Raw genomic sequence first — 25,612 nt, forward strand, 5'->3', positions numbered from 1 at the left:
ACCTTCCCGGGGGTGGCCGCGCCCTCCCGCGTGCCCGGCCACCCCCGGCATCCATTCTTCTCAACTCCCGCCCCGCTCAGGGCAGTCAGGAGTAGTCCCCGCATGTCCGAGAACGTCGTTCATCTGCACAAGGACACCGACCCGCCCACCGATACGGCGACCGTGACCACGCTGACCGTCGTACCCGACCCCGTGCCCGACCCGGTGCCCGTGCCGGTGCCGATCGTGCCGCTGTGGGTGCGCTCCGGCCGCGCCATCAAGACGGCCGTCACCCACGAGCGCACCCGCACCACCGCCCGCGCGGTGGCCCGCCACGGCCTCTACACCATCAACGGGGGCCGAATCGTGGCCCGCCGGACCTGGGACGGCAAGACCGGAGCCCGCTACGAACGCATGCTGCGCGCGGCTGAGGCTGCCGGGAACTACGAGGTCGCCGAGGAGTGGGAGGAGCGGTTGCAGCGCTTCCGCGAGGCGAGGCACCGCCGCCGTATGGACCTGCTCCACTCGCCCGTGGACGTGGCCAAGGGCGTCGGAGTCGGGGCCGGTATGAGCGTCGGGGTGCTGGTCGCGCTCGGGGTCGTGATGGCCATCAACAACCACCACGCCGGCGACGTCATCACCCCCCTTGCGGCCACGATCGAGTTCGTCGGCCTGCTGATCCGGATCGTGCAGGTCGTGTGGGGTCCGGCCCTCACGATCGGCCCGTTGCTGGCGCTGCTCGCGCTGTGGGCGGTGGGCAGCAAGCAGCAGGCCGCACCCGCGTGGGCGCTGCCCGCCAACGTCCGATCGAGCGAGGGTGAGCCGATCACCCCGTCCATCGTCGTCAAGGCTCTGCGCGACCTCGGGGTGCCCGCGCTGCGCAACGCCATCAAGGAGATGGGCGACGCCGGCGCGGCCATGCTCGGACCGATCCGGATCGCCGGATGCGGCGTCGAGGTCGACGTCACCCTCCCGTCGGGTGTGTCGACGAACGAGGTGCAGGGCAAGCGGCGCAAGCTTGCCGAGAACCTCACCCGGCACGAGCACGAGGTGTTCATCACCATCCCCCAGGCCGCCCGCACGGTGAGGCTGTGGATCGCCGACTCGGGAGCGCTGGACGAGCCGATCGGGCCGTCTCCGCTGGTCATCGACGAGACCATGACCGCGAACTACAAGACGGGTAAGGCCCCGTGGGGGCAGGATCTGCGCGGGGACGCGGCAGCGCTGAGTCTGTATCAGCGGCACCTGCTGGTCACGGGCCTGTCCAACCAGGGCAAGACCGCCGCCCTGCGCGCGCTCGCCCTGTGGCTGGCCCTGGACCGCAACGTGCAGTTCTGGATCGCCGACCTGAAGGGCATCGGCGACTGGGCCGTGTTCGAGGGCATCGCGAAGATGCTGATCGAGGGCCCCTCCGACGACCACTGCATCCAGGCGACTGAGATGGTCGAGGACGCGGTGGGGGAGATGAACCGCCGGATCGAGGCGCAACGCCGGGACCCGAGCATCGTCTTCCCGCCGCTGATCGTGCTGGTCGACGAGGCACAGAAGGCGTTCATGTGCCCGGCCAAGGGCGAGGACAAGCGGCCCTACGGAGGCTCCAAGGCCACGTCCCGGTACTTCATGGCCGTCCGTGAGATCCACAACCAGGGCCGTGCGGTCGACGTGCTGATGTGGCAGGGCACGCAGGACCCCACCGACCAGAACCTTCCCAAGCTGGTCCGCGAGGGCGCGCACACCCGCGCCTCCCTCGTGGTGGGCACCGAGTCCCAGGCGGAGATGGCGCTCGGTGCCAAGGCCGTCAACGCCGGTGCGGCTCCGCACCTGCTGCGTCAGGGTCTGGACAAGGGAACCCTCGTGGTCGCCTCCGACGGCATCACCATCCCGGCCGGCCAGTCGTCCATCACGGTGCGCACGCACTTCATCGACGACGAGCCGGCCGCCGAGATCGCCGCACGGGCCAAGGCCCTTCGCGATGGCGTCACCACCCTGCGCGCGGTCGAGCAGGGCGAAGAGCGGGACGCGCTCGCCGACGTTGCTTCCGTCCTCGGCGACGCGCCCCGGCTGCGGACCAACGAAGTCCTCAAGCGGCTGCACGCGCTGGACCCGAGCGCCTACGGCGACCAGTGGACCAACGACCGGCTCAAGAGCCTGTTGGAGGAGTACGGCGAGGAGCCGAAGAAGTCGCACGGGGTCATGGTCATCCACCGTGATCACATCCTCCGGGCGCTTGCCAACCGCGACGCCGATGGTTCCGCTTCCGCCGCCGAGTAGCGGGGAGGCACGGCCGCCCGGCCCGGGGAGGCGGGGAGAACTCCCCAACCCCCTCCCCGGGCCGCCTCCCCCACGTTGATCAGCGAAAACACCGTTTCGGGGAGGCGGGGAGGCACCCCAGGTCAGACCCCGAAACCCCCTCCACAGCGCTCCCGGCAGGGGGGCTTCCGCCTCCCCGAACCTTCACCGGAAGGGATTCCGCATGTACCCCGAACATGTCCGCCACGCGCCCGCCGCACGGGCCGTGGAAGTCCATCAGCCCACCCCGATACAGCCCGCCGTGGTGACGCCGGCGCCGATGGTCGCCGTGCATCCGGGCTCCGTCCCGGCGGTGGCGAGCATCGTCCTGCCCGACGGCCGCGTCGTCACCGGCTACTCGCTCTCCCCGATGCAGCCGGACCCGGTCACCGCGGTGAAGCCGCCTGTCTCGCGCGCGGCGGTGAACGTCGCCCTCGGGGGCGTGGGGTTCCTCGCCGTGTGCGGCGGACTGCTCCTGCTCACCACCTTCATCACCGCCCTGACCGCGCTGATCACTCAGCTCATTACCCTCGCCGCCGTCCTCTTCGGCGGCTGGATCGCCGTGCAGGTCTTCCGCACGAACGGCCACCGCGAGGGGACCACGGTCAACATCCGCAAAGCGATCTTCAAACGCAATCACTTCGGCTGATTCACACACTCGTTTGCGGGTGGGCTGACCAATGCGCGGACAGCGCCGGCCACCAGAGTGGATGCTCGGTCACCACGTGAACGAGGGCTGGAGACGATTCACGCAGCCTGAGTGCGAAGGCCCGCCACCCTCCGTACCCCTTCAGCTCAGGGTTGAGTGCGTTGATCATCAGACCGTAGTTCACCGTGTCGGCGAGCATGCCGGTGAGAACAAGCACCCGCGCACGCACAGTCTCTTCCGTCGGAAGATCCGCGGATCCATAGAAGTAGTCGTACATCTCGGGTTGCGCGGCGATCATGCCCTCAATGTGATGCAGCCGTTCCATTCCGTTGTAAATCGCTGCCGCTCCCGCGACACCGTTGTTGATGGCTGTCTGCCGTGAGAGTTCTCGCGTCTGCCAAGCAGAAACGAGTAGAGAAACCACCACGCCCATGGACGCGATCACGCCGAATATGTCGGTCACTTCGTCCCCCAGATCGCAAGTATCGGAGGCAGTACCCAGAGCCATTGATCAAGTAACAATCCGGTCATCACTGACCAATCGCGCCAAGGGCGGCCCCCCATTCCGCCAAGAACCGGGGCCGCCCTTGTCCAGCCAGTCACCATCAAGGAACTGGAGACCACCCAGCATGACGCAACCCACCGAGATCCGGCGAGACGACCACCAGCCCTTACTGCTCGATCTGTTCTCCTGCGCCGGCGGCGCCGCCATGGGCTACACCCGCGCCGGATTCCGCGTCCACGGCTGCGACATCGCCCACCGCCCCAACTACCCCTTCCCCTACCACCAGGGCGACGCGTTGGCCTACCTCGCCCACCTGATCGCCTCGGGCGAGATCCACCGGTACGCGTTCGTGCACGCCTCCCCGCCCTGCCAGGACAAGTGCACGCTGACCGTGGGCACCAACGCCTCACAGGGATGGGGCGGCACCCACGTCGACCTGGTCGCACCAACCCGCGCACTGCTCGAACTCACCGGTCTGCCCTTCGTCATCGAGCAGCCCAACGGCCGCGCGGACATCCGCAAAGACCTCACCCTGTGCGGCGAGATGTACGGGCTCGGGGTCATCCGGCACCGCAAGGAACTGACCGAGGCCATCCCGCCCGCCTACAGCGAATACATCGGCCGTACCTTCCGCGCCTCCTGTGCCGTATCGGGGGTGGCTGCATGAGTGAGCACCAGTGCACCGCGCTGCGGCTCGCAGCCTCCGGGGTCCCGCCCCTGCCCCTTCGGGCGGGGAAGCTGCCGTTCGGGAACTGCCCGGCATGCGCCCGCAACGCGTGCGGCGGCCGGCCGAACATGAAGACCCCCGGCCCCTGCACCTGCCCGGCGCCCTGCCACGGATGGGCCGCCGCCACCACCGACCCACACGTCATCAACTCGCAGACGTGGGCTCGCGCGTGGCGGGAAGCGGCAGCGGTCGCCTACCACCCCGGCGGCGCCGGCCTCACCGTCGTCGACCTCGACAACGCGGAAGCCATCTCATGGGCCCGTGCGAGCCTGCCCGCCACCCGGATCGTGCTCACCACCCGGGGTGAGCACTGGATCTACCAGGGCACCATGCCGTCATCAAACGCGGTCCGACCCGGCGTCGACATCAAGTCCCTTACGCAGTACGCCCGTTGGCTCGGTCCCGGCACCGGCACAACGGCCCCTCTCCCGGACACCGTGCGCGCCCTGGCAGTAAAGGAGCCCTCCACGGCTCGCAGGGCGCCACAGAGGCTCACAATGCCCCTCAGGGGCGGACAGGGCGAGTGCCGCCACCGCACGCCCGCCTACCTGGACCGTGGCATCGCCATGGCGGAGCAGCGCATCACCGAAGCCCGCAGCGGCGTGCACAGCACCGTCTACCGCACCTTCCTGGCCGTGCTCTCCACGCATGGCCGGTGCGGCTGCCTCACCGACGCCCACATCGCGCGGCTGTTCACCGCCGCGCAGACCAAGGGCGAATCACCCCGGCACTGCACCGACGCGTGGACCAACGCCCGCACCGCACTGGGGATGTGACCGTGTCCGAGGACGAGAAGACTCCGGCCCGCCAGATCATCACCGACTACGCGCAAGCGCACTTCCGGTACTTCCGCACCATCGACGGCACCGTGTACGCGCAGCGCAACGGCCACCCCGTGGCCCGGCCCATCCGCTCCCAGGGCACCACCGGCAGCCACCGCCAGGAACTCATGGTCGGCCTCTACAAGGACGGGGTCGGCGTGTTCAACGGCACGGCACTCAAGGAGGCACTGGACTTGATCGAAGCACTCGCGCTGACCGAGGACGTACAGCCCACCCACATCCGCGTCGCGCCCGGATTCGACAGCGCGACCTGGCTCGACCTTGGCCGCAACGACGGCAAGTCCGTCCGCATCCACCCCACAGGCTGGGACATCCTCACCCCCGACCCGCAGGAAGTCTGCTGGAGGCGCACCCAGCTCACCGGGGAACTCCCCCTGCCCGCCAAAGACACCAACGGCAAGGGCATCGACCTCCTGCTCCGCTTGTGCAACTTCGCCGGCGCCGAGACCGAATGCCTGGCCATCGCCTGGCTGATCGGCTGCCTGGAACCCTCCGTGCCCGTTCCCGCACCGTTCCTCACCGGCCCCCAGGGGGCGGGCAAGTCCACCGGCGGCCGGATGCTCGTGCGGATCATCGAAGGGATGAGCGGCGACCTGCGCCGGGCCCCGAAGGACGAGGAGAACATGATCACGGCCGTTGCCGCCGGATGGGTCACCGCCCTGGACAACCTCTCCCACCTGCCCCCGGACCTGTCCGACCTCATGTGCTGCATCGTGACCGGTGCCGAGAGCATCAAGCGCGCGCTCTTCACCGATGGTGACGTCGTCCGCTCCCGCTACCGGCGCCCCATGCTGCTGACCGGTATCGACGTCGGCGTCATCCGGCCCGACCTCGCCGAACGCCTCCTCCCGCTGCGTCTCGTGCGGCCCCGGGTGCGGCGCACCGAGGCAGAGCTGTGGGCGGAGTACGCGGAGATCCTGCCGGTCGTTCTCGGCTCCCTGCTGGATCTGACGGTGAAGGTGCGGGCCGCTCAGGCGGACACCCCCACCGACCTGCGGATGGCCGACTTCGCCCACCTGTGCGCACAACTCGATGCGGCTACCGGCTTCAGCTCGCTGGCCGCGTACCGGGCCAGCCTCGACGACCTCAACGACGACGTCATCGAAGGTGACCTGCTGGCTCAGACCGTCTTGAAGCACGCGGCCGGGCTCGATGCGGGCGCGGAAGTCCGTATGGCGTCCTCGGAGTGGCTGCACTGCCTCACCACCCTCTACAGCGGTGAGGAGTGCCGTCCCCTGCCCAAGGGCTGGCCGACCACCGGGAAAGTTCTCTCCGACCGTCTCAAGCGGCTGCAACCGACCCTTGCCGCACGCGGCGTGCTCGTCGACTGGGGGCGCACCAGTGCCGCCCGCTACATCGAGATGACCCGGGCCGCCGCGCTCGCCCTCACCCAGCAGGAAGCGGCGTTCTGACCACACCGGCCGGACAAGCAAGAGGAGCACCCCCCGCGGCGGCTGGTGCTCCTCTTGTTGTTCCGGCGGCGTGCCGCCGCTGCACAGGCGTGCCGCTGCGCGGCTCCGCATTCGCGTTCTGAGCAGCGCACCACCACAGACACCACCCTCCCTTTTTCCTAAGAGAAGAGCCCCTGCGTCACCCACGTCATCAACCACCCGAACCCGGTCGCTGACCAGCGATTACGACCGTGACGCAGACGGCCGAACCCAGCGTCACGGCCCGTCATCCGCGTCACAGGTGACAGAACCCCGCCCCGGCCTGTGACACGCCCGCACTGCCCGCGTCACCGCATAACCACAGGTCAGAGCCACAAATGACGGGCGTGACGCGATGACGCAGAAATCCGAACCTCGGACAGACGCACGCTCCGGGCCCGCCCGCCCTCAACTCACCGCAGGACACCTCACCCCACCCCGCCCCGGACATGAGGAGTCACCAACCATGGCCACGGAAGAGCCGACCGACCCGCGCGCCCTCCTGCGCGGCGGACTCCCGGACCGCTACCTCACCCCCGAAGACCTGGTCACCATGTTCAGCCTCCCCAGCGTCGAAACCGTCTACCAGTGGCGACGCAAGCGCATCGGCCCGACCGGCTTCCGCGTCGGCCGCTACCTCCGCTTCAACCCTGCCGCCGTACAGGCGTGGGAGACCGAACGCACCGTCCTCGAAGACGCCGCCTGAGACAGCCACACCCCGCACCACCCAACTTCCCCGGGGAGGGCCACACCGTGGCCCTCCCCTTCCCGTGCCCAGAAGGGACAACGCCCCACATGGCAGGCCACATCCAAGACCGCTGGTTCAAGACCGAGACCAACGCCGCAGGCAGAACGGTTCGCGTCAAAACCGACCGCCACGGCATCGGCCTGCGCTACCGGGCTCGCTACGTCGGCCCGGACGGCACCGAGAAGTCCAAGAGCTACCCCGACGGACAGAAGCGCCTCGCCGAGAAGTGGCTGACGCGGATCGAAGCGGACATGGACGCAGGTCAGTACATCGATCCGAAAGCCGGGAAGATCACGTTTCGCGAGTACGCCGAAAAGTGGTTGGGCGGGCTGACCACGGACCCGGTAAGTCAGGAAGTCGTGGACAGGCGGATTCGCCTGCACGCGATCCCTCACCTGGGATCGCGCCCGATGGGGTCGTTCAAGCCCGAGCACATGCGTACGTGGTTGAACCGCCTCAACTCCGCAGTGCCCAACGGCACGTACCGCCGTGCGATCTACGACTCTGTGTCGTCTGTCTTCAACGCTGCGGTGGACGATGGCGTGATCAAGTCAAACCCCTGTCATGCACAGTCCGTCAAGCCTCCGGTCCCCGAGGACCGGCTCGTCGTCCCGTGGACCAAGGAGCGCGTACTTAACGTGCGCGAGGGGCTGCCCGCTCGGTACGCGGCCACCGTGGACGCCGGCGCGGGCTGCGGGCTCCGACAGGGGGAGATTCTCGGGCTTGCCGTGGACAACCTCGACTTCGACACGGGTTGGGTGCACGTGCGCCAACAGGTCAAGCGGGTGGGTGGCAACCTGGTCTTCGCCCCGCCCAAGCGTGGCAAGCTGCGGGACACGCCGCTCAGCCCAGTGGTGGCGGCGGGGCTGCGTGAGCACATGGCACAGTTCCCGCCCACCGCAGTCACGTTGCCCTGGAAGACTCCGGACGGGTCGCCGGTCACGCTAAAGCTCGTCTTCACTAACGGCGTGGGCAATGCCATCAGGCGCAGCTACTTCGACGACTTCGTGTGGAAACTCGCTCTCGCCCGCGCTGGCGTCATCCCGCCGAAGGAGCCGGGCCAGCGCTACGCTGCCGCTCCGGACGACGGCATGCACGCACTGAGGCACTTCTACGCCTCAGTCGTCCTGGAGACTGGAGGGAGCATCAAGGCCCTGAGCACATACCTGGGACACTCCGACCCGGGATTCACGCTGCGGATCTACACGCACTTGATGCCGAGCAGTGACGAGAAGGCACGGGCGGCCGTATCCTCCGTGTTCCAGCGCGTCAGCCCAGTGCGAGAGCTTCCGGCAGCGGCCTGACGGCCCACAGGCGGCCCACGGCCCCGTGACGGCCCCTGCCCGGCGGTTCCGCCGCTGGTCAGGGGGCGTTTGGCGCCTTGGAGGCGGCAGAAACACCCCATCTTGCCCGACCGCCACCCTCCGGGGGAAACCCGTTTGGCGGAGGGGCTCTGACCTGGGGGTTCGGTGATCGCGCCGGCAGCCGAACCCTGGCCTGGTGCTCCCACCGAGGCGCGATCCAGATTTTTCGGAGTTCGGCGGTCCGCGCATGTCGAGAACGCGCCACCGGCTCCGTCCCAGGGACATCGGCGGCCATCACCGGCCGCACGAGGAAGGCCGTACGAGGAAGAAGGAGAGACCAGCATGGCGATTCAGCGGATGGACAACGTCGGCATCGTCGTCGAGGACATGGATGCCGCCGTCGCGTTCTTCGTGGAACTCGGTATGGAGCTGGAGGGCAGGGGGGAGGTCGAGGGCCCCTTCGCCGACCAGTGCACCGGACTCGACGGCGTCCGCTGTGACATCGCGATGATGCGGACCCCGGACGGTCACAGCCGGCTGGAGCTGGCGAAGTACCGCAGCCCCGAGGTGATCAGCGCCGGGCCGCGCAACCGGCCGCACAACATTCTGGGCACGCACCGCGTCATGTTCGCCGTCGACGACATCGAGGACACCGTTGCCCGCCTGCGCCCGCACGGCGCCGAACTCGTCGGCGAGATCGCCCGGTTCGAGGACGTCTATCTGCTCTGCTACCTCCGCGGCCCGGAGGGCATCATCGTCGGACTGGCCGAGCAACTGCGCTGAGAAGGCGGAGCCGAACCGCGCAGCCGAACGGATGACCGCGGGGCGGGCAGACAGGGCTCCGGCCTGGCACTTCCCTCCGCCTCGCGGTAACGGCAAAGTGACTGTCAGTGGCCCTCAGTGACGCCCAGTCCCCCTGGGAAGCCGCCGGGCCAGCAGCAGGGCCGCCACCGCGGTCACCCCCACGGCCCCGACCGCAGCATTCACAGTGCCCACAGCCCCCACGGAGCGGAAGGCGTGGGAGGAGCGCCAGGACAGGATCGACCACTGAGACTGCGCGGACAGCACCGATCCCTTGCTCAACCAGGATCCGGCCGAGAACAGTGAGAGCGCCGAACCGATTGATCCGACGGACAGGGCGCTCCCGATCGACCCGATGGACAGAGACGAGCCGACGGAGCCGATGGACAGCGCCGACCCCACCGAGCCGATCGACAAAACCGAGTCCTGCGACCACAGGGACAGCAAGGAGCCCGAGGGGGCGTGAGGCGTGGGCGGTGCGGGGGGCTTGGTCATGAGCCCATCCTGCCCAGCGGACGGTCGGCTCGCATGACAGTTCCCCGAGATGACTCAGCGCAGGGCCGCGGCGAACTCTGCGCGGTGCGCGGCGGTGTGGTCGTGTTCGCGCCTGGACCAGGCGATACGAGCGAGGATCTCGTCCTCGCCCGTACCGCGCGGTCCCGGTCGGCCGAGGTATCCGTGCCACCAGCGGGCGTTGCATGCCTGACGGTCCATCATCGCGTCGATCAGGTCCGGGCGCCGGTGCGGAGCCAGACCGTAGGCGTCGGCCAGCAGCCGGACCTGGGCTGCTTGGGCGGTGACGGGGCCTCTGTCGGGCCGGGACGAGACGCACCACGTCCAGGCCATGTAGCCGAGGTCTTCGAGCGGGTCACCGGGTGCCGCGGTGTCGAAGTCGATGAATGCGACGGGCAGGTCGTCGCGGAAGACGACGTTGTTGGGGCCGGGGTCGTGGTGGCACACGACAAGGTCCGTGCCGGTGAGGTCGCTGGTGTCAGTGAGATCGCTGGTGCGAGTGAGGTTGTCACTGGTGCGCGTGAGGTTGTTACTGGTGCGCGTGAGGTCGCTGGTGCGGGTGGCCTCGTGCAACCCCCGCAGCAGCGCGCCGGCCGCCCCGACCTGCCCATCCGACCAGCGCCGGAACGTGGGCGGCACCCATCCGGAAATGTACGTGAGGATGTCCCGCCCCTTCTCGTCGGTGCCGAGGTAGCGGGGTGCGCCCTCGAACCCGTACCGCTCAAGATGGGTGAGAAGGGCGCCCACGAAGGTGGAGGACGCCGTCGAGGGCCGGCGCACGGTGTCCCCGACCCGCACGACTCCCTCTGTGACGCGTCCCCCTGCCAGGGGCATCTCTTCGTCGTCACGGGACACCGCTCCCCCGGATCCTCGTCGCCGCAGTCATCGCGGTGGACAGCGCGACGGACATCGCCGCAGGCTCACTGCTGCGTCGGCGTCTCCTTCTTTCCTACGAGCACCAGTGCCGCGCCTCCGATCACGACCAGCGCGATGGCAACGCCCACGATCAGCGGGGTCGCGCTGGAGCCGCCGGTCGCGGCGAGGTTGGTGTCGTCCGCCGTGCCGCCCACCGTCGCGGGGCTCGGCTCACTGAGGATCTGGGTCGCGTCGCCGCCGGCGCTGCCCTGTGTCCTGCAGTCGAGGATGCCGGTGAACCGCTTCTCGAGTGCGCCCGGCGCCTTGATCGTGAAGTCGTACGCCTGGTCTTCCTGCAGCGGGATCGTCACCGTGCGGGACTGGCCCGCGGGGATGCTGTACTCGGTCCCCATCAGCTCGAAGGTGAACGCCTCGTCGCCCTGGTTGGCAGCGGCGATGTCCACGCCGCCCTTGGCGCAGTTCTTCGCCGCGGACAGTGCTGGTATCGGCCCCTTCTCGGCCCAGGTCGCGCCGGCCTGCGCCGAGACCGTCGACTCGCTGGACCCCGCCAGGATCTGCGTCTGGCTGCGAGTCTCGGAGGCGAAGGCCCGGCCCACCGGGACGGTGGTCGAGGCCTGCACGGTGATCTCGGCCGACCCTCCCGCACTGCTCGACGCCACGGCGGTGCCGTCGGCGGCGTCCTCGGGAACGTCGAAGAAGATCTGGCTGCCGTTCACCGCGGATGTGAGCGGCTTGCCGTCCTTGCCGACGATCCGCACCCCACTGGTCGCCGCGTCCGCCGGCGGCGTGACGGCCACGCCCGCCGCGTTGGTGTGCACGGTCACCGGGCCGAGCAGCTCGCCGGGACGGCCGGAGACCGCGGGCGGGTCGAGCGTCAGCGACGCCTGCGGTTCCACCAGGTCGACGGCGCTCTTCTGGAGATAGTCCGCGAGCTTCTCGGCCTGCGGGTCGACGGCGTCGACGGCAGCCGCGTCCGAGTAGCGCCAGATGGCCACCTGGGTGCCGGCCGCCGCGTCCTGTTCGGTCAGGCCCCGGACACCGGCCTTCGCTGCGAGCGCAGCGAGGTCGTTGACCTGCGGGTAGGAGTTCTGCAGGATCCAACGGATCTTGCCGGCGTCCTTGTTCGCACCCAGCGAGGTCCCGCTCCAGGCGGTCTCCTGGTACTTGGCGTCCCGCTGTGTGGGGTGGTGGATGTCGACGCAGTACGTCTGCAGGGTGCCGCCGCCGTCGACGGACATCTCGAACAGGCCTGCCGAGACCTGCTGGTCGCCGGTGTCCTCGTGGATCACGGCGGCGCCGTAGGTCTTGAGGCCGCCTATGGTGGCGGTCGCCCCGCCCTGGCTCTGAGTCGTCTCCTCTGCGGTGGCCGCACCAGCTCCGGCGAGCACGCCCATCGCCACGAGACCGGACACCAACGTCGCAGCGGCGAGGCGGGCGGCGCCTCGCTTGCGTACGGACAGCGCGGAGAAAGAAGAAAACACCAAATTCCCTTCGAGCAGGACCCATTGATGTGGGGGTGTGGTCCCACCAGCAGAATCAGAAGCCCCGAGAGCTATGCCCGGCATCCTAAGGACGCTGCGCACCCACGCTTGCCGGTCATACTGTCGGACAAGCGATCCGACTCGGAATCGTTATCGCCGAGACGGCCTGTGAGCAGGGCCTATCGACAAATCCACCGGGTCGCGCGGAACGCATTCACCGATAAGCCGCAGTACGGTCAGCTCGGGACACCCTCTGACATCCGAGATCCGAGATCCGAGATCTGACGTCCGACATGTGACATCACGTCACCGCAGCGGGTACCGCCTCGGGTTGGGCCGGTACGGACCCGGAGTCCCCCGGCTGCGTCTCCCAGTTGGGCTCGGGCCGATGCGGTGCCGAGGCTGTCGTACCCGTCCCCGTCCCCATCCCTGCGCCCATCCCCATCCCCGTCCCTGTTTCCGGCCTGCCAGTGCGCCGGAAGGCCGACGTCCCCCGCGACAGGTCGTGGCCGATCGACACCGCGTCGAGATCCGCCGAGGTCCGGTTCTGCCCCTCGCGCGTCTCCGAACGGACCTTGAGCCTGCCCTGCACGATGACGGGGTCGCCCACATTGAGCGACGACGACACGTTCAGGGCCAGCTGGCGGTTCGCCCACACCGTGAAGAAGCTGGTGTGACCGTCGGTCCACTCGTTCTTCTCCCGGTCCAGATAGCGCGCGGTCACCGCCAGCCGGAACCGCGCCGAAGGTCCCGACGCCAGCTCCCGGAACACCGGCTGCGTCGCCACGTTCCCCACGGCACAGATGGTCGTCTCGTTCATCACGAACCCCTCCCTCGCCCGGCCGCCGAGGCCGGACGGACATGCCGACGGGCCCGTCCCGTACGGCTGCGTCTGCCGCCGCGACCGCGCCCCTCGCGATCGCCGCACAACCAGACTGCCTCCGCCGGGCTGAGCCCGCTGAGCCCTGTGGACCGCCCCCCACCTGTGGAAAACTCCGTCACCCGGACGAGTGGCGCCAGGACGCCCCTGACGAGTGATGACCCACCGATGGCCCCGCCGTCACGCTCAGAGAGACACCGTCCCCCTCCGGGAACCATCGCCCCATTCGGGCCGTCGGGCACCCTCCCCCACAGGCCCCCGAGTCACCGGGCCACGGCCCCCGCTCCCGTAACCCGCCCGTACTGCTCCCGAACCTCCCGGTACCGCAGCAGCTCCGCCGCCACTGGATCCAGCACCCGGGCCCTCCCGCACCCGGCGGCCGCCTCCCGCAATCGCCGCTCCGCATCGGTGCCGTAGCGCCGGGCCGGCCCGCGTGCGGCCATCCGGCAGCTCCACTCGACGAGCGGGCCGCCGACGATGCCGGTCAGCATCAGCAGCACCGGCACCCCCAGGTTCGGCACCATGAACCCGATGATCTGCCCCAACAGCCACAGCCCTCCGACGATTTGAAGGAGCGTCATGGCGGCCTGGGCCAGCACGGCCACGGGCCACCAGCCCGGTCGCGGTGGCCGGCCCGGCGGCAGACCCGCCCGTGCCGCCAGGTCGTCGAGCGCCTCCGGCAGCCCCTGGGAGCCACGTGCGGCCGCCTCGCGCACCGCCTGCGCCCACGGCGCGGGCAGCCCGGTGGAGGCCCGGTCGGCCAGCGTCCGTACCGCCTGCTCGACGCGCTGGCGCGCCGTGGCCTCCTCGTCCGCCTGGGAGCGCAACGGCAGCCGTCCCGTCGCCGGTTCGTACCGGTCCTGGTACCACCGCCACAGCCGCAGCCATGGGGTCCCGCACGCGCGGTTGGCGTTGCGCAGCCACGCGCGTTCGGCCGCCTCCCCCGCGGCGGAGGCCCCCACCGCGTCCGCGAGCCGGGCGGCGAACTCGTCGCGCGCCTCCTCGCTCAGACCGGTCCGCCGCCGCGTGGCGTACACGGGCCTGAGCCCCGCCGCCGCGCTGTCCAGATCGGCCGAGATCCGTCGCGCGGGAGCCCCGCGCTCCGCCACGAACTGGCCGAGTGCCTCGCGCAGTTCACCGACGCCGTCGCCGGTGAGCGCGGACAGTGCGAGCACGGTGGCACCGGGTTCGCCGTACTCGCCCAGGGCGATCCCGTCCTCGTCGAGCAGCCGCCGAAGGTCGTCGAGGACCTGGTGGGTGGCCTCGCCGGGCAGCCGGTCGATCTGGTTCAGCACGACGAACATGACTTCCGCGTGCCCCGCCATGGGCCGCAGATAGCGCTCGTGGAGCATGGCATCCGCGTACTTCTCGGGATCGACGACCCAGATGACGGCGTCGACGAGGGCCAGGACGCGGTCCACCTGCTCGCGGTGCTGTACGGCCGCCGAGTCGTGGTCGGGCAGGTCGACCAGGACGAGCCCGCGCAACTGGGCCTCGGCCTCCGGGTTCTGCAACGGGCGCCGCCGCAGCCGGGGCGGAATGCCGAGCCGCTCGATGAGGCTGGCCGCGCCGTCGCTCCAACTGCACGCGATGGGCGTCGCCGTGGTGGGCCGCCGTACGCCGGTCTCCGAAATGGGAACCCCGGCCAGCGCGTTGAAGAGCTGCGACTTGCCGCTGCCCGTCGCGCCCGCGATGGCGACGACGGTGTGCTGCCCGGAGAGCCTGCGCCGCGCCGCGGCCTCGTCGAGCACCCGGCCGGCCTCCGCGAGCGTCCGGCTGTCGAGCCGAGCGCGCGAGAGCCCGACGAGTTCCCGCAGCGCCTCCAGTCGCGACCGCAGGGGGGCGTCGTACGCGAGGGGGCCCACGCTCTGGGCAGCACTGTGCACGCGGGTCTCCACCACGGCGACGTGCTCGGCGCCCGCGCCCTCTTCGGTCACGCGTCGCGCGATCAGCCCGTCGTCCCAGGCACCCGCGGGGTCCGTACGACCGCCCGCGCGGTCGTCCGTACGACCGTCCGAGCGCCTGTCCGTACGACTGCCGGCGTCCCCGCCCTCCACGCGCGCCTCCACGCGCGCGTGGTCGTCGTTCCCGTGTGTGTCGGCCGTGCCCGAACCGCCACCACCCTCGGACTCGTCGCCCACAGCGTCACCCTCTGCAGGCAGCCCCTTCCCACGTTTCCCGCCCTTACGGCCCTTCCCGCCCTTTCCGGAGGTGCCCCCATCGGGGAGGCGCTCTTCGGAACGCCCACCCCCGGCACCCTGTTCACCCGCATGATCGACGCGCTCCGCATGATCGGCGCGTTCCGCGTGATCGGCGTGTTCCGCGTGATCGGCGTGTTCCGTGCGATCCGCAGGGCTCTTACGGTCCGTATGGTCCGTGTGGTCCTGGTCAGTGACGGCAGTCACCGGTCACCTCTCCTTCTGCAGTACGGACAGCGCGGCGATGAGTTCGGCCTGGGGTTCGGGGTGGACGTCGAGGGCGTCGAGCGGCGCGAGACGGCGCTCCCGTTCGGTGTGCATCACCCGGTCGACGTGCTCGGCGAGCAGCCGCCCGCCCCGGTCCCGCAGCCGCAACGCCCCGTGGGCGCCGATCCGCTCGGCGAGTCCCTCACCGGCCGAGCGCGCCCGGCGGCCGCCCAGCAGCACGGTGGCGACAAGGACGGCGACGACCTCCGGGTCCGGCGCGACATTGCGGTCGAGGTCACGGACCTCCTCCTCGGCGAACTCCTCAAGCTCGCGCCGCCACCTCCGCACGGCCATCCCGATGCGGTGCTCGGCGCTCTCCAGGGACGGGTCGCGGTCCGTCAGCTCCGGGGCGAGCGCCGCGGGTTCGCGTCGCCAGGCCTCCTCGACGCGCTCGTCGGCGGCCGTGACGGCGCACAGCAGGAGGGAGGCCAGGCTCTCCACGAGCGCCTCCAGCAGCTCACCGGCGGCGCAGTCGAGCGGAAATGCGCGCCACCGCTTCAGCGCGTCCCCGGCGAGCACGGCACCGGCCTGCAACCGCCCTCGTACGCGCGCGTGCTCGCTGTCGTACGCCGAGTCGACGGCTGAGGTGAGCCGGAGAGCGGCCGCGTACTGGGCGGCGGCGGCGCTTGCGAGTTCGGGCATGCGGGCCTTGAGGGAGTTGAGCATCCCGTGTGCGGTACGGACCATGGCGTGCTGGCGGGCGGCCGGGTCCTGCGCCAGGTGGACCAGCCAGGTCCGCAGCGAGGCCACGGCGCTGGCCGGCAGCAGCCCGCTTCCCCAGGCGGACTCGGGCAGTTCGGGCACCGTGAAGCGCGGTACGTCGCCGAGACCGGCCTTGGTGAGCAGCGCGCCGTACTGCCGGGACACCTCGGACACGACCTGGTGCGGCACCCGGTCGAGCACCGTCACGAGCGTGGCGTCGTACTCCTTGGCGGTACGCAGCAGATGCCAGGGGACGGCGTCGGCGTACCGGGCGGCCGTGGTCACCATGACCCAGATGTCGGCCGCGCAGACGAGTTCGGCGGCCAGGACTCGATTGTCGGCCACCAGGGAGTCGATGTCGGGGGCGTCCAGGAGGGCGAGGCCGCGCGGCATCGTGTCGGCGGTCTCGACGCGCACCACGCGCGCGGGGTCCTCTCCCGGGAGCAACAGGTCGTCCCCGCCTTCCTGATGGGGAACCCACACGCGCGTGAGATCGGGCAGCACCCTCATCCCGCTGAACCAGTGATGGTCCTCCGGATGGCACACCAGTACCGGCGTCCGCGTGGTCGGCCGCAGCACGCCCGCCTCGCTGACCCGCCGCCCGACAAGGGAGTTGACGAGAGTCGACTTGCCGGCTCCCGTAGAGCCGCCCACGACGGCCAGAAGCGGCGCTTCGGGCTCCTTCAACCGGGGCACCAGATAGTCGTCGAGTTGCGCGAGCAGTTCGTCGCGGTTGGCACGCGCGCGTGGAGCCCCCGCCAGGGGCAGCGGGAAGCGTGCGGCGGCGACACGGTCGCGCAGGGCGGATAGTGCGTCGAGCAGCTGAGGCCGTACGTCCAAGGTCACCACATGCGAAGAATGCCCAATTTTAGGGGAATTCTGAAGCATATGAGCATGTCTGCGCGCCGATAGGACACAAGGGACGGAAGGGATGACTGGGACGCAGGCACAGTCCAGGCATAACGAGTGCACAACACCCGGTGCGTGAGAGCCCAAAAGCGATGCACGATTCGTACCTGCCTGCGATTATCAGGACCGCTTCACCGAACCTCCACATCGAGCCACGGAGGCGAAGCAACAGGGACATGGACGCAGGAGCCCTATCCTTGTCCCCGGCAACGTCACGGTTCGGCCCACACCCGGCCACCCACGACAGAGGCCACACACCCGGCCCCCGTAGCTCAGTGGATAGAGCAGGCGCCTTCTAAGCGCTTGGCCGCAGGTTCGAGTCCTGCCGGGGGCGCACGTCTCCGCCCTCCCTTTGGGAGGGCATTTTTGCTGCTCAGAGCACGTTTCACCCGCCACGCCGAAGCCCCGGGCACTCCCCCGACGATCAAGGGAAGGTTCCGGGGCTGTCCGGCTGTCACCGGGTTTTCGCGGGTGGCCCTGTCGAATACGTGTCGAAATTCTTGGCGCGAAGCCTCAGTCGGTGTCGGCCGACTCGGGGAGATCTCCGGCAGCCTCCAGGCGCCGTTTCAGGTCAGGCAGCTGCCCCTCGACGCACCGCGCGTAAGTGGCCAACAGCACCGGCACGCTGTTCCCGGCCCATTCGGCCACCTGGGCAGGTGGGATCCCGTCGTTGAGCCACTTCGTGAGGCGCGTGTGCCGGTTGTCGTACACCCGCCTCCCCGTGGGCGAGTCGAAGACGTGCGGGGGCAGGACGGCCTTGCGCGCACTGCGCCAAGCCCGGCGGATGACCGAGCCCGCGAGGATGCCACCTGTCTCCCCCTGGAACAGCAGATCACCTGGCTTGAGCTGTTCATCCTCGATGTGCTGCCGCAGGATGCGCGTCAGGGCGGGATGCCCCGGCACGGTGCGCGTCTCGCCCTCGGCACGGCCCTTCAGGTCGCGTTCCTCGTGGATCTCTCCGGTGTCGGTCCACTGCTTGCCGACTTCCGGAGTCGCCGTGTGGATCAGCAGCTCGCACCACTGGTCCCTGACGTCGGAAGCGGGAAGCGTCACGTCCTGCACCCGCATGGCTACGGCTTCCTCCGGCCGCAGAGCGCAGTAGTACAGCGTGGCGAAGAACGCGTGCAGCCGATTCCCTCCACGCGGCCGGCGGCGAATCCAGTCGAGGAGTGCCGCCGCCTGGTCCGTGTTCATCAAGGACCGCTTGTCCACGGCATTGCTGGTCTTGGTGACAGTCGTCGACTCCTTCCCCTTGGGGAGAGGGTTGGTCCGCAGGATGCGCCGCCTGATCCCATGCTTCATGACGACGTTGAGGATCCGGCGGTGGCGCTTCCTGGACCAGGCCGCCGCCTGCTTACCGTCGAGGCGCGTGTCGACGGCTCGCAGGACCTCATCGACCCTTTCCGCCTCCTCCCAGGCCGAGACCGGCAGGGAGTTGCGCTCCACCCATCTGAGGATCGTCACCACGTCTCGCGGGGCGTCCTCACGGCGGGTCGCATTGAACGCCCATTCGCGCAGCGCGGTCCGCACGGCCACCGGCGTGAACTGGGTCGGTTGGACCCGCAGCAGTGCGATGGTGACCGCTGTCAGGGTCTTGGCGATGTTCTTACGGCTGTTGCCCCCGAGCTCCGGCCAGCGGGCATCCACATACCCAACGGCGAACGCGTACCAGGTCATCGAAGCCGACTTGGAGCGGTGGGACACCGGCAGCCCGGTGGCGATGACGAAGGCCTCGCCCTTCCCCATTGCCCGGATCAGTTCGGAGCGGAAGCCCTCAGCGAGTGCGACGGTACTGAAGGGCTCACGCCAGCGCTTGCCTGCGACCTCCCAACGCACGGTGTACGTGGTCTTTCGGGCGCCCTTGTACGTGAGGATCTTGTACACCTTCACGTCGTACGTGGTCTCCATCAGGCGGCGTCCTCACGGTCGTCGAGCCAGTGGTCGAGATCGCTCCGCCGGATCCTGAGGTCGCCGTTCGGGAGCTTGATGCAGCGGGGCGCACGGCGTTTGGCGCGCCAGTCGTAGAAGGTCGAGCGCGAGACGGCCAGTTCGTCGCAGACCTCCGCGAGGGTGAGCATGGTGCGTGACCGGATGGCCGTGGTCATTCCGTGCTCCCTTCGGTCAGGAGGGCGTCGCGGGCGGTCTCGCGGTTGGTCTGGAGGTCGCGGGCGATGGTCGCAGCGAGGGCGGCTTCGCCGGGTGTGTGGCCGTGGCCGGCGTACTGCCAGTCGGTCAGCACGAGGACGGTGTCCGGCTCGCGGTCGTCCAAGCCGAGGACGGAAGCCTCCTGTGCGGCGCGGTAGTCGGCGCGTTCCTGGCGGAGGGCGGCGAGGGTGGTGGAGTACATGCGCGACTTGGACGAGAAGTGCCCGCGGAAGCCGAGCATGTGTGCCCAGGCCCAGAGGCGCCGGTCCGGATAGAGGCTGTCCAGGTCGCGGCACGCAGTGATGAGCCATCGGGTGTGGTCGGGCACTTGGTGACGGTCGAGTTCGGCGAGTTCGCCGATACGGCGGTCCAAAGTGCCGGTGTTCTCGGCGGCCTTGGTGGCGTACTTGGCCACGTACGAGGCGACTGCCTGTTCGGTGATGTCGGAGCCGTCGCCGAAGGCTTTGACCGGGCGGACGTCGAGCTGTCGGCCCCATCGGAATGTTCGGCCGGGTTGGTCGTCGGCAGCCGGGACCGAGACGGACGTGTAAGAGTGCGCGGCAGCGGCACGTATCGCATCCGTGAGCAGGTCGACGGTGGCCCAGGCGGGAGGCGGTGTCCCGGGACCCTCGGGGCCGTCGAGGCGTACGACTGCATGGAAGTGGAGGGCCCCGCGCTTCTGGAACTCGGCGACCTTGCCGTACGAGACACGCAGGTGGTCACCGAGTTCCCGACGGGCCAGGCCGCCGCGGGCAGCGAGTTCGCGGCGGAGCCGGGTGGTGAAGCGCTGCCAGAGCTGGCCGGCGTGGTTGTTGAACAGAACGGCGCCCGCGTAGTCGTAGGTGTTCGGGTCGAGGGCGGTGCCCAACTCCGGGGCGTCGGAGGCATGTCGGGTGCCGCAGCGGCAGGAGCTCCCGTGATCGGGCCGGTTGTGGACCGGGCCGAACGAGGGGGCCGTGAGGGTGGCGAAGACGCGCGGGTGATCGCGGACGGCGGCGGGAATGTCTCGGCGGTCGTCCCCTGCGAGGCCGGTGCGGATCAGGTGGTAGGTGTCGCCCGCGTAGGTCCAGGCGCAGGACGGGCAGCGGGAGGCACGGCGGTTGCCGCAGGCAAGGCGCAGGCGTCCGCCCGGCTCGCTCTCGGTGGAGTAGTGGTGCAGCGTCTCGCCGGTGGTCTTGTCCTTGGTGAGCGTCCAGCCGGTCAGGTGGATCGGGTCGGAGCAGCCGCCGGTGCGGCGGATCTGGTCTTCCCAGCGGAGGTAGTCGGAGGCCGAGGCCACCCGGAGGATGTCTCCGAGGGTGATCGGGTCGAGCGATTGGGCGGGCGTGGGCATCTTCAGTGCCGCAGGTGGGGCCCGGTGGGCCATGCTGGGGGTTCCTTCCGGTTGCGAGATCGATCGGTGGGGACGGCTCCCGGGCGGCGGATGCTTGGCGGTATCAGGGCCGCCCGGGGGCCGGTCAGCGTCGCTTGGCCTCGGAGGTGAGCAGGGAGCGCAGGACGACGGCGCAGACGGCGACGGACGCGCCGGTGACGGCGACCGCGAGGAGCATCGAGACGAGAACCGCGCCGACGACCAGGACCACGGCTGTACCGCCGGCGACCAGGGCAAGCACGGATCCCGGAGTGAGCTGCACCGTGGGCCGCGAGGACGCCGGGGCCGCGACCGGCGAGGCGACGGGAGCGGGCTGTTGCTGGATGACGGCGGTCGGCTCGATGCCCCGGGCGGGCGGGGTGAGGAGGCCGGTCGGCTGAGGCATGACCGGGATCTTGGGACGGAGCATGGCGGATCTCCTTTCTCAGGTGGCTACTTGACGGCGGTGTCGATGACGGGGGCGAGCAGGCTGTCGGCGATGAGGTAGCCGCCGAGGAGGAGGACCAAGACCAGCCAGAGCGGCGGGCGGAAGAGCTTGCAGCCGAGGTAGCCGACGACGGCGAGGGCGAACCAGAGCGGAACCTGCATGGCGGTGTCTCCTAGCGGACGCGGCAGCGGTGGGTGCGGGCGGCGAGCTGGGCGGCGGTCTGGCTGGAGTAGTCGGCGGACCAGCCGCAGCGGTCGGCGGTGCAGACGGCGGCGTGCATGGTCCGGCCGTTGCGGTCGCGGTGGGTGCCGATCTGCACGGGGCCGATCCGCATCACCGAGTGGAAGTTGTCGCGAGCGGGCATGGCGGTGGTTCTCCCTTCGAGGTCAGGCGAGCTGGGCGGCGATGGCTTCGGCGAGGTGGGGCGGGACGCCGAGGCGGGCGCGCAGGGTGTCGGTGTCGATCGGAGCCCCGTTGCGGTCGCGGTACTCGTCGGCGACCTTGCGGGCGTGGTCGACCAGAACGGCGGGGACCGGCGGAGCGGGCGTCGAGGCGGGAGCCGTGGCCGTGGGCGGGGCCGGGATCGCGTCAGGCTCGGGCACGGCTTCCGGCGGCGGGCGCTCGTCGTTCGGGGCGTCCGGGACGGGCGCCGGCGGAACCGGCTCCGGCTCCGCAGCCGACGAGTGAGCGAGGAGCGTGCCGCCGAGGAAGGCGAGTGCGGGCCATCCTGCGATGCCGAGGCGGAGCAGGGCGGGCGGGTCGGCAAGGTCGAGGAACCCGGCGGTGGCGATGTTCGCGCCGAGCGAGGCGAACAGGGCAATGAGGAACCAGCACCAGGCCAGCCGAGACGGGCCCTCGGAGCGCAGTCGTCGCCAGGCGGCGACCAAGAGCAGGTCGACACTGACCGGGTAGGCCCACGCCTTCCAGCCGTCCTGTCCGGCAGCGGCGGCCAGGTCGTGCAGGTGCGCGAAGGACAAGGCACCGGCGATCACGGCTTGGACCAGGACCGCGTCAACTCGGAGACCGTGCCGGGCGCCCATCAGATGTCGCCCGGGTAGGCAGGGCCGCCGTCCGGGTCGTAGTCGTCCGGGAACATGCCGGGCGGCGGCTCGGGCAACGAGACGGCGAGGGACGTGCTGACCGCTTCGACGAAGTCGAGGTCGGCACCGGCCATATCGGCGTACAGGGCGAGTTGGCCGAGGAGGAGCACGGTCCGAGCGAAGTCCTCGCAGTTCGGGCACATGCCGAGTTCTCCCTTCATCAGACATGGCGGGGGTAGGGACTTGGCGCGAAGGTGGTCGCGCCGACCGATGGGGACGAGCGAGAGATCAGGCGGTGGCCGGAGAAGCCTTGGCCGAAGGCACGGGAGCGGCAGCGGGGCCGGAGAGGGCGGGCCGGAACGGCGCCAGCTCAGGTAGGTCCGGGGTCCGGTCGGCGTGCCGGTTGCAGAGGTTCACAGCCTGGCGGAGCGATGTGTGCGGGGCACGGATACGGTGCCAGCCTCCGGAGGAGTCGCCCGCGATGGCGATCCCCCGCATCTCCGCCGGGATCTGGATGGCGGCGAGGACGGCGTCCGGGGAGATGTCGCCGAAGGCCATGTTGGCGGAGGTCTCGTCATTGACACGGTGAGCGGTACGGCCCGTGAGCTGGGCACGGAGCATGGTGATGCCCTTGCCGAGTTCGGATCCGAAACGCTGCCCGCAGATTTCGAGATAGATGCCGGCCGCGCGGCCGAGCTGGGCGAGGCGGACCAAGGCCGTGATGATCCGATCTCGCCGCTTCTCCTCCTCCTTGCTGGCGTACAGGGCGAGTTCGGCAACCTCGTCTACCAGGACGACGACCGGGGTCGGACGCAGTCCGTCTGGCAGGTCCCAGATGTCGGCGGCGATCTCCGCGTCCGGTACGTCGACGGTGATCCGCTGCTGGGCACGGATGAGCTGATAGACGTCTGCCATCCGAGCCACGAGCGCGTCGAGCAGTTCGACGGCCGTGTCCGGGTTGTCGGCCAGCGCGGAGAACCTGCGGGCCAGCGGGAACAGCTCAACCCCTTGCTTGCAGTCGATACCGACGAGGGCGACGTCCATCGGGGCGAGTCCGGCGACCAGATTGCGTTGGTAGACGGACTTGCCGGATTCCGTGGCGCCGAGGGTGAGGGCGTGGGGTATCGCCCGGTAGTCGCGGTAGTGCACCGAGCCGTCCTGCCGCAGGGCGACCGGTACCCGCATGGGCCGAGTGTCGGACGCTGCGGGCATCTGCACCCGTTTGAGCACGTCGTAGCCGGTCATCCGCACTTCAATGACGCCGGACCGCAGCTCACGCGAGGTCACGCCGTACATCGAGAACGAGTGGCGGAGCCTGTCCGAGGCTGCGGCGATGTCGAAGGCGTCCTGGCCGGGGCGCAGCTTGAGCCGCAGAACCAGGCCGGTGCGAGTCGGCCGCAGCCGCAGGATGCGCGGCGGACGGGACTCCGGCATCGGGCGGTTGGTGGCCCGTGCCAGGGCGAGCCGCCATCTCGCGGGCGGTACGGTCAGCCCGCACGCGTCCATGACGGAGCCGTACCGGACCAGGACGCGCAACGTGGCCAGGGTGACCCCGAAGGCCAGCCAGTACCAGGCGGGACGCCGCCACCGCAGGAGACCTGCGGCAGCGACGACCAGCACCAGAGCGACCGTGAATCCGGTCATGATCAGGCCGCCTTCGGCCCGGCGGTGGCGTTGACGTTGGCGAGCGAGGTGACCGCGACCGCGCGGAACGCAATGCCGTGTCGCTTCTGGCCGTTGAAGTCGTTCTCCCAGGGCCGGGCGATCAGGCCGGTGAGCGCGACCGGTGTACCCATGGCCAGTTCACCGCTGATCCCGGGCTCGGGAACGGTGATCGACAGGATCTCCACCTCCTCGTTCGCCGCGAACATCACGTCGACCGTCATCAGCTTCGCGCCGGACTCGATGTCCATGGCGATCTCACCCGTCCGGCGGTCCTTGACCTTGGGCTGCGGGGTCTTGGCGACCATCACGATCGCGGCGGAGGTGTCGACAGGAATCTGACGCACAGCAGATCACTCCTCTATAGATGCTGAACTCCGCCACTCATGTACATGAGTGACATGAAGAAGAGTGCATCACTCCTGTACATGAGTCAACCCGCCGCGAAGAAGAACTCGCGACGGGTTGCGGTGAGTTGAGCGGGCGTCAGTCGTCGGCAGGGATCCGGTACTCGAAAACGAACTGGTCAGCGGCCATGAGCGTGTCGCACACCTCGACCACGAGACCTGCGGTCGTACGAGCTTCACGGATCAGATGAACCACAGGGGCACCCGGGCTCAGCGCCAGCTCCGAGGCCTCCGACTTCGAGGCCGGCCGCGCTTGCAGCGTCTCGACGAACTCCGCGAACTCATGTCCGTGGTCTTCGAGTCGGGCGTAAATGCCACCGCCGCCCGGGTTCTCGGCGAAGAGCTCCGGGATCTCCTTCACGACGTCCCACGGCAGGTAGGACGCGGCAGTCTCGACCGGAACGCCGTTGCGGAAGTACAGGCGCCGCCGAGCCAGCACCTGCGCACCAACGGGGACGCCCAGCCGTTGGGCGGCATCCTCGGGAGCCTCCATGGGCCCGATGTAGAGGACGCTGACCTTTGCGGTGGCGCCGGACTGCGCGGACTCCGCAATGTAGGCAGCCTGCCCTCCCTGCCGCAGCGAGCGCCGGAAGCGATCGGAGGAGCGGTGCCGCACAGGAGGCCGGTTCTTGACGATCGAACCCTTGCCATGCCGGGTCTCGACGAGCCCACTCGCCCGCACCTCGACCATGGCCTTACGGATCGTGCCGCCAGACACGCCGTAGCGATCCACCAGGTCCGCTTCACTCGGCACCATGTCACCGGGCTTCAGAACCCCCGCCCGGATCTGCTGCACGATCTCTTCCGCGATCTGAACGTACCGAGGGCCAGCCGCGCCCCCTCCAGCAGCAGTTCCCATAGTGCTTCTCTGCCTCCTAAGCTCCTCTACATGAGTCAACCACAGGAAGCGACACCGTCTCCCCTGCACTCCGTGTCCGTAGCCGGAGTAGTGGTGCGCGAGGACGGCCGCCTCCTGGCGATCCGCCGAGCCGACAACGGCACCTGGGAGCTCCCGGGCGGCATCCTCGAACTCAACGAGACTCCAGAGGCCGGCGTCGCCCGCGAGGTCCTGGAGGAGACCGGCATCCACGTCGAGGTGGACGAGCTCACCGGCGTCTACAAGAACATGGCCCGCGGCGTCGTCGCCCTGGTCTTCCGCTGCAAGCCTTCAGGCGGCACGGAACGCACCTCCAACGAGTCCACGGCGGTCTCGTGGCTTACACCCAACGAGGTCAGCGAGCGCATGTCCGAAGCCTTCGCCATCAGACTCCTGGACGCCTTGGACGGCAACGGCCCCCACGTACGGAGCCATGACGGACAGCACCTCATCACAGCGGGATAAGACTTTCTCTCCTTCATCAAGGCTCGCTGCGCTCGCTCGTCCGGTGGCCGACGGCGCTTCGATCTTCGGGCCGCATGGTCCGCCCAGGCGCATCAAGGGCCGCCGCTCTGGCCCACA

The 25,612-nt window shown here is 69.6% G+C and carries 27 protein-coding genes and 1 tRNA gene; 10 read left to right on the forward strand and 18 right to left on the reverse strand.

The features are described 5' to 3' along the window. Positions 1 to 102: 102 nt before the first annotated feature. A complete protein-coding gene (locus OG870_RS16385) occupies positions 103 to 2,250 on the forward strand; it encodes an FtsK/SpoIIIE domain-containing protein (RefSeq protein ID WP_327691023.1) in 2,148 nt (715 codons plus the stop codon). A 202-nt stretch (positions 2,251 to 2,452) separates the two neighbouring features. Further along, positions 2,453 to 2,917: a hypothetical protein gene (locus OG870_RS16390; protein WP_327691024.1), complete on the forward strand. Its 465-nt coding sequence runs from the start codon at positions 2,453 to 2,455 to the stop codon at positions 2,915 to 2,917. Between the two features lies 1 nt (position 2,918). On the opposite strand, the gene OG870_RS16395 is transcribed toward OG870_RS16390, so the two are convergent. After that, positions 2,919 to 3,380 (reverse strand): hypothetical protein, encoded by a 462-nt coding sequence (locus OG870_RS16395; RefSeq protein ID WP_266514621.1) that lies wholly within the window; start codon positions 3,378 to 3,380, stop codon positions 2,919 to 2,921. A gap of 166 nt (positions 3,381 to 3,546) precedes the next feature. Between OG870_RS16395 and OG870_RS16400 the strand changes: the two genes are divergently transcribed. From OG870_RS16400 to OG870_RS16425, 6 genes are all read left to right on the forward strand, one after another. Next, positions 3,547 to 4,089: a hypothetical protein gene (locus tag OG870_RS16400; protein ID WP_327691025.1), complete on the forward strand. Its 543-nt coding sequence runs from the start codon at positions 3,547 to 3,549 to the stop codon at positions 4,087 to 4,089. Beyond that, positions 4,086 to 4,925, forward strand: a complete 840-nt coding sequence (locus OG870_RS16405; protein ID WP_327691026.1) for a bifunctional DNA primase/polymerase — start codon at positions 4,086 to 4,088, stop codon at positions 4,923 to 4,925. Before OG870_RS16400 ends, OG870_RS16405 begins: the two co-directional genes overlap by 4 nt. 2 nt (positions 4,926 to 4,927) lie before the next feature. Then, the gene (locus tag OG870_RS16410; protein WP_266514630.1) at positions 4,928 to 6,403 is read left to right on the forward strand and encodes an ATP-binding protein; all 1,476 of its coding nucleotides are present in this window, start codon (positions 4,928 to 4,930) and stop codon (positions 6,401 to 6,403) included. Between the two features lie 484 nt (positions 6,404 to 6,887). After that, a complete protein-coding gene (locus OG870_RS16415) occupies positions 6,888 to 7,127 on the forward strand; it encodes a helix-turn-helix transcriptional regulator (protein ID WP_266514634.1) in 240 nt (79 codons plus the stop codon). Positions 7,128 to 7,216: 89 nt separating this feature from the next. Further along, positions 7,217 to 8,473: a tyrosine-type recombinase/integrase gene (locus OG870_RS16420; RefSeq protein ID WP_266514637.1), complete on the forward strand. Its 1,257-nt coding sequence runs from the start codon at positions 7,217 to 7,219 to the stop codon at positions 8,471 to 8,473. Positions 8,474 to 8,815: 342 nt separating this feature from the next. Continuing rightward, entirely contained in the window at positions 8,816 to 9,256 is a 441-nt protein-coding gene (locus OG870_RS16425; RefSeq protein WP_266514639.1) for a VOC family protein, read from the forward strand. Positions 9,257 to 9,370: 114 nt separating this feature from the next. On the opposite strand, the gene OG870_RS16430 is transcribed toward OG870_RS16425, so the two are convergent. The 6 genes from OG870_RS16430 to OG870_RS16455 all read right to left on the reverse strand — a co-directional run bounded on the left by OG870_RS16430 (position 9,371) and on the right by OG870_RS16455 (position 17,040). Further along, entirely contained in the window at positions 9,371 to 9,769 is a 399-nt protein-coding gene (locus OG870_RS16430; protein WP_266924281.1) for a hypothetical protein, read from the reverse strand. 54 nt (positions 9,770 to 9,823) lie between these two features. Then, positions 9,824 to 10,585, reverse strand: coding sequence for a phosphotransferase family protein (locus tag OG870_RS16435; RefSeq protein ID WP_327691027.1), 762 nt, complete (start codon positions 10,583 to 10,585; stop codon positions 9,824 to 9,826). Positions 10,586 to 10,707: 122 nt separating this feature from the next. Then, a complete protein-coding gene (locus tag OG870_RS16440; protein ID WP_327691028.1) occupies positions 10,708 to 12,144 on the reverse strand; it encodes a Cys-Gln thioester bond-forming surface protein in 1,437 nt (478 codons plus the stop codon). 301 nt (positions 12,145 to 12,445) lie between these two features. Further along, positions 12,446 to 12,964, reverse strand: coding sequence for a single-stranded DNA-binding protein (locus OG870_RS16445; protein ID WP_266514649.1), 519 nt, complete (start codon positions 12,962 to 12,964; stop codon positions 12,446 to 12,448). A gap of 323 nt (positions 12,965 to 13,287) precedes the next feature. Then, positions 13,288 to 15,429, reverse strand: coding sequence for a YfjP family GTPase (locus OG870_RS16450; RefSeq protein ID WP_327691029.1), 2,142 nt, complete (start codon positions 15,427 to 15,429; stop codon positions 13,288 to 13,290). A gap of 3 nt (positions 15,430 to 15,432) precedes the next feature. Continuing rightward, positions 15,433 to 17,040 (reverse strand): dynamin family protein, encoded by a 1,608-nt coding sequence (locus OG870_RS16455; RefSeq protein ID WP_266514654.1) that lies wholly within the window; start codon positions 17,038 to 17,040, stop codon positions 15,433 to 15,435. A gap of 321 nt (positions 17,041 to 17,361) precedes the next feature. Here OG870_RS16455 and OG870_RS16460 point away from each other — a divergent pair. Further along, positions 17,362 to 17,434: transfer RNA gene (locus tag OG870_RS16460), tRNA-Arg, on the forward strand. Positions 17,435 to 17,613: 179 nt separating this feature from the next. Here the strand turns inward: OG870_RS16460 and OG870_RS16465 are convergent. The 11 genes from OG870_RS16465 to OG870_RS16515 all read right to left on the reverse strand — a co-directional run bounded on the left by OG870_RS16465 (position 17,614) and on the right by OG870_RS16515 (position 25,012). Continuing rightward, the gene (locus OG870_RS16465) at positions 17,614 to 19,008 is read right to left on the reverse strand and encodes a tyrosine-type recombinase/integrase (RefSeq protein ID WP_327691030.1); all 1,395 of its coding nucleotides are present in this window, start codon (positions 19,006 to 19,008) and stop codon (positions 17,614 to 17,616) included. Beyond that, entirely contained in the window at positions 19,008 to 19,205 is a 198-nt protein-coding gene (locus tag OG870_RS16470; RefSeq protein WP_053198138.1) for a helix-turn-helix transcriptional regulator, read from the reverse strand. Before OG870_RS16470 ends, OG870_RS16465 begins: the two co-directional genes overlap by 1 nt. Further along, positions 19,202 to 20,611 (reverse strand): replication initiator protein RepSA, encoded by a 1,410-nt coding sequence (repSA, locus tag OG870_RS16475; protein ID WP_266840355.1) that lies wholly within the window; start codon positions 20,609 to 20,611, stop codon positions 19,202 to 19,204. Before repSA ends, OG870_RS16470 begins: the two co-directional genes overlap by 4 nt. Before the next feature lie 91 nt (positions 20,612 to 20,702). Then, positions 20,703 to 21,026, reverse strand: coding sequence for a SpdD-like protein (locus OG870_RS16480; protein WP_266840353.1), 324 nt, complete (start codon positions 21,024 to 21,026; stop codon positions 20,703 to 20,705). A 23-nt stretch (positions 21,027 to 21,049) separates the two neighbouring features. Continuing rightward, on the reverse strand, positions 21,050 to 21,205 hold the full coding sequence (locus tag OG870_RS16485) for a hypothetical protein (RefSeq protein WP_020133124.1): 156 nt from the start codon (positions 21,203 to 21,205) through the stop codon (positions 21,050 to 21,052). A gap of 11 nt (positions 21,206 to 21,216) precedes the next feature. Beyond that, on the reverse strand, positions 21,217 to 21,408 hold the full coding sequence (locus OG870_RS16490; protein WP_266840351.1) for a mobile element transfer protein: 192 nt from the start codon (positions 21,406 to 21,408) through the stop codon (positions 21,217 to 21,219). A 22-nt stretch (positions 21,409 to 21,430) separates the two neighbouring features. Next, positions 21,431 to 22,084 carry a DUF2637 domain-containing protein gene (locus OG870_RS16495; RefSeq protein WP_266840349.1) on the reverse strand — a complete coding sequence of 218 codons (654 nt, stop codon included), beginning with the start codon at positions 22,082 to 22,084 and terminating at the stop codon, positions 21,431 to 21,433. Then, the gene (locus tag OG870_RS16500) at positions 22,084 to 22,287 is read right to left on the reverse strand and encodes a hypothetical protein (protein WP_266584502.1); all 204 of its coding nucleotides are present in this window, start codon (positions 22,285 to 22,287) and stop codon (positions 22,084 to 22,086) included. The genes OG870_RS16495 and OG870_RS16500 overlap by 1 nt, the downstream gene beginning before the upstream one ends. Positions 22,288 to 22,372: 85 nt before the next feature. Continuing rightward, positions 22,373 to 23,728, reverse strand: a complete 1,356-nt coding sequence (locus OG870_RS16505; RefSeq protein WP_327691032.1) for an FtsK/SpoIIIE domain-containing protein — start codon at positions 23,726 to 23,728, stop codon at positions 22,373 to 22,375. Between the two features lie 2 nt (positions 23,729 to 23,730). After that, a complete protein-coding gene (locus tag OG870_RS16510; protein ID WP_266584498.1) occupies positions 23,731 to 24,093 on the reverse strand; it encodes an SCO3933 family regulatory protein in 363 nt (120 codons plus the stop codon). A gap of 139 nt (positions 24,094 to 24,232) precedes the next feature. Then, positions 24,233 to 25,012 carry a GntR family transcriptional regulator gene (locus OG870_RS16515; RefSeq protein ID WP_327692315.1) on the reverse strand — a complete coding sequence of 260 codons (780 nt, stop codon included), beginning with the start codon at positions 25,010 to 25,012 and terminating at the stop codon, positions 24,233 to 24,235. A 30-nt stretch (positions 25,013 to 25,042) separates the two neighbouring features. Here OG870_RS16515 and OG870_RS16520 point away from each other — a divergent pair, with 30 nt between their 5' ends. Beyond that, on the forward strand, positions 25,043 to 25,495 hold the full coding sequence (locus OG870_RS16520) for an NUDIX hydrolase (protein WP_327691033.1): 453 nt from the start codon (positions 25,043 to 25,045) through the stop codon (positions 25,493 to 25,495). Positions 25,496 to 25,612: the final 117 nt, after the last annotated feature.

The sequence above is a fragment of the Streptomyces sp. NBC_00461 genome (genome assembly GCF_036013935.1).
GTDB lineage: Bacteria > Actinomycetota > Actinomycetes > Streptomycetales > Streptomycetaceae > Streptomyces.

What these genes read in the sequence shown, in the direction of transcription:
- OG870_RS16385 (WP_327691023.1), top strand. Translation starts at nt 103, where the DNA reads ATGTCCGAGAACGTCGTTCATCTGCACAAGGACACCGACCCGCCCACC.
- OG870_RS16390 (WP_327691024.1), top strand. Translation starts at nt 2,453, where the DNA reads ATGTACCCCGAACATGTCCGCCACGCGCCCGCCGCACGGGCCGTGGAA.
- OG870_RS16400 (WP_327691025.1), top strand. Translation starts at nt 3,547, where the DNA reads ATGACGCAACCCACCGAGATCCGGCGAGACGACCACCAGCCCTTACTG.
- OG870_RS16405 (WP_327691026.1), top strand. Translation starts at nt 4,086, where the DNA reads ATGAGTGAGCACCAGTGCACCGCGCTGCGGCTCGCAGCCTCCGGGGTC.
- OG870_RS16415 (WP_266514634.1), top strand. Translation starts at nt 6,888, where the DNA reads ATGGCCACGGAAGAGCCGACCGACCCGCGCGCCCTCCTGCGCGGCGGA.
- OG870_RS16420 (WP_266514637.1), top strand. Translation starts at nt 7,217, where the DNA reads ATGGCAGGCCACATCCAAGACCGCTGGTTCAAGACCGAGACCAACGCC.
- OG870_RS16425 (WP_266514639.1), top strand. Translation starts at nt 8,816, where the DNA reads ATGGCGATTCAGCGGATGGACAACGTCGGCATCGTCGTCGAGGACATG.
- OG870_RS16430 (WP_266924281.1), bottom strand. Translation starts at nt 9,769, where the DNA reads ATGACCAAGCCCCCCGCACCGCCCACGCCTCACGCCCCCTCGGGCTCC.
- OG870_RS16445 (WP_266514649.1), bottom strand. Translation starts at nt 12,964, where the DNA reads ATGAACGAGACGACCATCTGTGCCGTGGGGAACGTGGCGACGCAGCCG.
- OG870_RS16465 (WP_327691030.1), bottom strand. Translation starts at nt 19,008, where the DNA reads ATGGAGACCACGTACGACGTGAAGGTGTACAAGATCCTCACGTACAAG.
- OG870_RS16470 (WP_053198138.1), bottom strand. Translation starts at nt 19,205, where the DNA reads ATGACCACGGCCATCCGGTCACGCACCATGCTCACCCTCGCGGAGGTC.
- repSA (WP_266840355.1), bottom strand. Translation starts at nt 20,611, where the DNA reads ATGGCCCACCGGGCCCCACCTGCGGCACTGAAGATGCCCACGCCCGCC.
- OG870_RS16480 (WP_266840353.1), bottom strand. Translation starts at nt 21,026, where the DNA reads ATGCTCCGTCCCAAGATCCCGGTCATGCCTCAGCCGACCGGCCTCCTC.
- OG870_RS16485 (WP_020133124.1), bottom strand. Translation starts at nt 21,205, where the DNA reads ATGCAGGTTCCGCTCTGGTTCGCCCTCGCCGTCGTCGGCTACCTCGGC.
- OG870_RS16490 (WP_266840351.1), bottom strand. Translation starts at nt 21,408, where the DNA reads ATGCCCGCTCGCGACAACTTCCACTCGGTGATGCGGATCGGCCCCGTG.
- OG870_RS16495 (WP_266840349.1), bottom strand. Translation starts at nt 22,084, where the DNA reads ATGGGCGCCCGGCACGGTCTCCGAGTTGACGCGGTCCTGGTCCAAGCC.
- OG870_RS16500 (WP_266584502.1), bottom strand. Translation starts at nt 22,287, where the DNA reads ATGTGCCCGAACTGCGAGGACTTCGCTCGGACCGTGCTCCTCCTCGGC.
- OG870_RS16505 (WP_327691032.1), bottom strand. Translation starts at nt 23,728, where the DNA reads ATGACCGGATTCACGGTCGCTCTGGTGCTGGTCGTCGCTGCCGCAGGT.
- OG870_RS16515 (WP_327692315.1), bottom strand. Translation starts at nt 25,012, where the DNA reads ATGGGAACTGCTGCTGGAGGGGGCGCGGCTGGCCCTCGGTACGTTCAG.
- OG870_RS16520 (WP_327691033.1), top strand. Translation starts at nt 25,043, where the DNA reads ATGAGTCAACCACAGGAAGCGACACCGTCTCCCCTGCACTCCGTGTCC.